This window comes from Paracoccus haematequi (genome assembly GCF_900631945.1).
Taxonomy (GTDB): domain Bacteria; phylum Pseudomonadota; class Alphaproteobacteria; order Rhodobacterales; family Rhodobacteraceae; genus Paracoccus; species Paracoccus haematequi_A.
In genome coordinates, this window is sequence record NZ_UZWE01000094.1 from 1 (window position 1) to 1,124 (window position 1,124).

Here is a 1,124-nt window from a genome sequence, read left to right on the forward strand (position 1 = left end):
CAAAGGTGCTGACATGACTTATCCTCCCCGAACAAGAGGAGCACAAACTGGGTCTTGCAGGAATCCCTCTGCGATTCACGTTTTTACCGAAACGCTTTAGCCTCTGGGCTATGTCGGACCGCTTTACCCCCTCAGCGGCCAGCTCATGGACTCTCTGGGCCTGTCTCATGGCCGTTGGGGCACGCCCTTTATACTTGCCGTCAGCCCTGGCCTTGGCGATGCCCTCCCGTTGGCGTTCCAGCATCATTTGACGCTCGAACTGTGCGACTGCCCCCATCATGTTCAGGATCAGTTCGCCCGTCGGTGTGCTGGTGTCCAAGCCTAGGTCCAGAATGCGGAGGCTCACGCCCTTGGCCTTCAGGTTCGCCACAAGCTGCCCTAGGTGGGTGACATTACGGGCCAGCCGGTCCAGCTTGGTGACGATCAGCGTGTCACCCTCCCTCAGGTAGTCCAAACAAGCCTCAAGCTGCTGCCGCTTGGCGACCGAACTCACCTGCTCCTGAAAGAGCTTGGTGCATCCTGCCGCAGTCAGTTCCCGGAGCTGGGCCTCAAAGCCTGCCACTTGGTCAAGCGTGCTGGTCCGGGCATATCCGACGATTGCCGTCATGATTGATCTCCTGCCAATAGGTCTAAGACATTTGGAGTGACGGACTGCCAAAAGGCGAAACCCACTCCATTGTCAGCTCAAATTGACAAACCCTGACAGAGTCACAGGGGCAGGACCTATTGGCAGGTCAGCGGCGGCGGTGGAGCAATGCTCGGAACGGGCGTAACGTCAGGCGGAAGTCGCCCCCTCTTAGAAATCAATAGGGGTCCCAAAGGGGGGTATAGGGTCAGCAAACGCGACTTCAAAAAGGTCGGCTATATTATTCCTGTTCTTGTTCTTCATTCTGGCTTTGCGTGGTTTAACAAGACATTGGAGGCCTTGTCTTCGCCTTTGTCAGTTGCTCTCTCCACCCCTGGTTCAAAGGGCGGAACGGGCGCGGGGTGTCAAGCAGCCACTAGGATTGAGGGGTGCGCATCAGCACTAGGGTCTGTGGGGATTCACACTCGGAGGCTGATGTGATTCATAGTCAGGATGGATCGCAATGTTCTGACGGATGCCCAATGGGCGAAGATTGAGC

1 protein-coding gene is annotated in these 1,124 nt (G+C 56.8%); it reads right to left on the reverse strand.

Annotation, left to right across the window (positions count from 1 at the left end; genetic code table 11):
- Positions 1-607: recombinase family protein (locus PARHAE_RS20590; protein ID WP_164555347.1), on the reverse strand; the 607-nt coding region annotated here is incomplete at its 3' end.
- Positions 608-1,124 lie beyond the last annotated feature (517 nt).